The following is a 3,702-nucleotide window of genomic DNA, read 5'->3' on the forward strand; positions in this document are numbered from 1 at the left end:
GCGCTCGCCCGGGCCTGACGAGCCGGCGCCCCGAACACCAGACCACCACCTACCGGTCGCCCCCAAAAACATAGGCCACCTCGTCCCAAGCCCAGCGAGGGACCTCTCGCCCACCCCTCAGCGGACTAAATCAACAATATCGGTCGAAAGCGGACAGCCGGCCCGTCTCGCCGCCCTAAGCCGCGTGCCCCAGCGTGTGCAGCAGCTCCCGCACCTTGCCCATGCATTCGGGCTGTTCGATCAGGTCGACGCGGGTGTCGTCCTGTCGGACCAGCTTGAAGGCCTCGTGCTTGGCGCGGTCGGCGGCGGGGCCGAGCGGCGCCACCTCGCCCGTGGCCAGGCGCAGCGTCAAGGTCCTTCGCTGGGCCTAGGCCGCGATCTCGCGGGCGAGATTGTCGAGCGCGGCGTTGAACCCGAAGCGCACGCCCTGCGCCATGTCCTCGCCCTCGAACGCGGCAAGTTGCACTGTGACCTTGAGCAGAGCGGCGGCGGCGCGCGGCGAAATCTCGATGGTGTGGAGCGCGGCCGAGAGGGCCCTGTCGCCGTCCATCACCTTTTCCGAATAGACGATGCGATGGTTTGGAACGATGTCGAGATAGGTCACGTCGACCAGGAAGCGTGGATCGCTCTTGGCCCCGCACCGTGATCTGTCGCGACCGCCGACGCGGAAATCGGCCTCGTCATAGATGATCGTCGCGGTCGGCGACGGCAAACCCCAGCGCGCCCGCGCCACAGGATCGGCGAAGGCGCCGTAGAGAATTTCCGGGGAACAGGCGAAGGGTCGCTCGAAGATCAGGGTCTCGTGGGCGGTGGTTAGATCAGCCATGACGATCCTTTCCGGGGTCATTCCGTGACGCTTCGGCGACGTAATCTTCCAAGGCTTCGAGGCGGCTGGCCCAGGCCGAACGCTGGACATCGATCCAGCTTTTCGCCGCGGACAGGCCGTCCGGTTGAAGACTGCAGGTGCGGACCCGTCCGACCTTTTCGGATTGGATGATCCCGCAGTCCTCAAGCAGCCGCAGATGCTGCAAGAACGATGGCAGGGTCATCGAGACCGCGCCAAACAGTTCGCCGACCGGGGCGGGCCCCCGCGCCAGCCGCTCCACGACGCCCAATCGCGTGGCGTCGCCCATGGCGTGAAACATCTTCGCGACGTGCGCGTCTTGGTTAGGCATATGCCTAACTATCGCGGCGCGGCTAGGCGGTCAATGGATAGTGTGGTGAATGCCTAACTATCCGACGCGGCGGTCGGCAGGCCGCAGGCGCCGCAACGCCCTAAGCCGCGTGGCCCAACACGTGCAGCAGCTCCCGCACCTTGCCCATGCACTCCGGCTGCTCAATCAGGTCGGCGCGGGTGTCGTCCTGGCGGACCAGCTTGAAGGCCTCCTGCTTGGCGCGGTCGGCGGCGGGGCCGAGGGGCGCCACCTCGCCGGTCGCCAGGCGCAGCATCAGCAGCAGCTTCTGCGACGGGGAGGCCGGGGTGCGGGCCAGGGTCTGGACCAGGCGGGCGTCGGCCTCGACCATGCCGCCGACATCACCGATCTTGGCCTGGATGGGGGCGTAGTCCTCCGCCACCAGGCCGCTGCGGCCCACGGACCGTTGCAGGGCCGCCAGGATCTGCAGCTTGACCGCGGCGGTCTGCGGGCCGTTCCGGAATTCCTTCTCGAAGCGCAGAGCCGCGACGCCCGCCGACAGATAGCGTCCGGCCTGGCGCTTGTTGGCGCCGCCGATCACGTTCTCCACCAGCCACATCAGGGCCTCCGCCTCCTCGCGGGCCGAGCGGTCCTTGCCCAGATAGACCTCCACGAAATCGCCGGTGACCAGCATCCGTGAGCGCTGGACGAAGGCGTTCTGGATGTCGTCGAGCGGCAGCAGGGCGCCGGCCGCGGCGGTGAGCGCCATGGCCAGGCCGCGCATCACCTCGATCTCGCCGGGCGCGTCGCCGGGACGCAGGCGCCGGGGGCCGTTCAGCTCGCGCACCACGCGCCTGGCGATGGCGGCGCGGACGCTTTCGAAATCTTCCGCGGCCAGCCATTTGGAGAGCCGGGTGGCGGCCTCCGAAAGCGGCGGCATCACCTTGGCCACCGAGGGTTCCAGACGCATCAGGGCGTCGACCGCGTCGCAGGCGGCCAGCCGGGTCATCGCCGCCAGCTGGGCGCCCAGGTCCAGGTCCTTGCCGATGACGTTGTCGAGGCCGGTCTTCGAGCCGAGGATCTCGGCCAGGGGCTGTTCGATCACCTGCAGGGCCAGGCCCCGCGGCGGGCCGGTCACCGGGGCGGCGTCGGCCAGGTCGAGCAGCCGGGAAATCTTCTCCGACCAGGTCTTGGCCGGGGCGATGGAGGCGGCGACGCCGGCCCCCAGCAGGTAGGCGCGTTCGGGTTCGCGGCTGACCCGCTCGGCGGCGGCGGCGAAGCCTTCCTTGTCGATATTGGGCATTCCGCCCTTGCGGAAGTCCTTCAGCAGCCGGTCGACGGCGCGCTCGACCAGGCCCGAAAAGGTCCGGATCAGTTCATGGACCGACATGTCCCGGGCCTGGGCCTCGGGAATGGCGACCTTCTGGATGGCGTGTTGCAGGTCGGTGCCCGAGGCTTCCAGCTCCTCGACCAGGTCGGCGCGGTGTAGCAGTTCGAACGGCGTCGCGCCCTTGCGCTCCAGCCAGCCCTCCAGCAGCCGTCCGATCCGTTCGCGGGCGTGGACGGTGTAGAGGTCCTGCGGCGAGACGCAGAGCGGGTCCTGGTTCTCGACGACCTTCTTCTTCTTGACGGCCTCGGTCGCGCCAAGGTTCAGGATGGTGACGGTCTGGAACTCGCGGCTTTCGGGGTCGAGGGTCTCCTTGGTGACGCGCACGGCGGCCACCTTTCCCTCCTTCATCATCTCCTGGGCGTTGGCGATCGCCTGGGCGCGATTCTCGGTGGCCTGGTCCAGCGACCAGCCGCCGCCCGGCGTGCGCCGGCTGAACACCTCATAATGAACTTGATGGCCTTGCACGCGGTGGACCCCTTTCAGCCCCCCATGTTCGCCGAACAAGCTTAATAGCCGATTGACCGTATCCTTCTGTCACAGCGACTCGTCGCCACGCCTTAAGCAAAACCGGGCCCGATTGGCCCCGGTCTTGTTCGCCGGACTTTGGACTTCGGACTTTTTCTTCGCCGGACCGGTCGCCGTATCCGCTCAAGACGGTCGAGGTGGAACCCAAGTCCATCGGAAGCTTTACCAGACCGCGTGGACTCCGCCCGGAGACCGGCGAAATCCGCCTGCGCCATCGTCGGTCGATCAATCGCCCCATTGAGGCCATGCTGGCGGACGATTAGCTATGCAAGCTTCGCCTAAAGGATGCGACTAGGACATATGGCCAAGATCACCCTGGTGGACGACGACGAGAACATCGTCACGTCAGTCAGCCTCGCCCTCGAGAGCCACGGCCACGAGGTCAAGGCGTATTTCGACGGCGCCGCGGGCCTGGCCGCGCTCGAGAGCGAGCCGCCGGACCTCGCCATCCTCGATGTGAAGATGCCGCGCATGGACGGCATGGAGGTGCTGCGCCGCCTGCGCCGGACCTCCGACCTGCCGGTGATCATCCTCACCTCCAAGGACGAGGAGATCGACGAGATCCTGGGCTTCAACCTGGGCGCCGACGACTACATGCACAAACCCTTCAGCCAGCGCCTGCTGATCGAGCGGGTGAAGGCGGTGTTGCGCCGC

General features: G+C 67.5%; 5 protein-coding genes. 1 reads left to right on the top strand and 4 read right to left on the bottom strand.

What is annotated here, in order from left to right; translation table 11 throughout:
* Nucleotides 1-175 precede the first annotated feature (175 nt).
* From Q8Q77_RS15905 to Q8Q77_RS15920, 4 genes are all read right to left on the bottom strand, one after another.
* Nucleotides 176-352, bottom strand: coding sequence for a hypothetical protein (locus Q8Q77_RS15905; protein WP_305584616.1), 177 nt, complete (start codon nucleotides 350-352; stop codon nucleotides 176-178).
* A gap of 15 nt (nucleotides 353-367) precedes the next feature.
* Nucleotides 368-826, bottom strand: coding sequence for an SRPBCC family protein (locus Q8Q77_RS15910; protein ID WP_305584617.1), 459 nt, complete (start codon nucleotides 824-826; stop codon nucleotides 368-370).
* Nucleotides 819-1,175, bottom strand: a complete 357-nt coding sequence (locus tag Q8Q77_RS15915; RefSeq protein WP_305584618.1) for a helix-turn-helix transcriptional regulator — start codon at nucleotides 1,173-1,175, stop codon at nucleotides 819-821. Before Q8Q77_RS15915 ends, Q8Q77_RS15910 begins: the two co-directional genes overlap by 8 nt.
* Nucleotides 1,176-1,275: 100 nt before the next feature.
* A complete protein-coding gene (locus tag Q8Q77_RS15920; RefSeq protein WP_305584619.1) occupies nucleotides 1,276-2,988 on the bottom strand; it encodes a hypothetical protein in 1,713 nt (570 codons plus the stop codon).
* A 360-nt stretch (nucleotides 2,989-3,348) separates the two neighbouring features.
* On the opposite strand from Q8Q77_RS15920, the gene Q8Q77_RS15925 reads away from it, so the two are divergent.
* On the top strand, nucleotides 3,349-3,702 hold a 354-nt coding region (locus tag Q8Q77_RS15925; protein WP_305584620.1), incomplete at its 3' end, for a response regulator.

The sequence above is a fragment of the Phenylobacterium sp. genome, from assembly GCF_030698145.1.
Taxonomy (GTDB): Bacteria; Pseudomonadota; Alphaproteobacteria; order Caulobacterales; family Caulobacteraceae; genus Phenylobacterium.

Excerpts from the sequence above, each read along its gene's own strand:
- Q8Q77_RS15910 (WP_305584617.1), bottom strand. The coding sequence starts at position 826 with ATGGCTGATCTAACCACCGCCCACGAGACCCTGATCTTCGAGCGACCC.
- Q8Q77_RS15915 (WP_305584618.1), bottom strand. The coding sequence starts at position 1,175 with ATGCCTAACCAAGACGCGCACGTCGCGAAGATGTTTCACGCCATGGGC.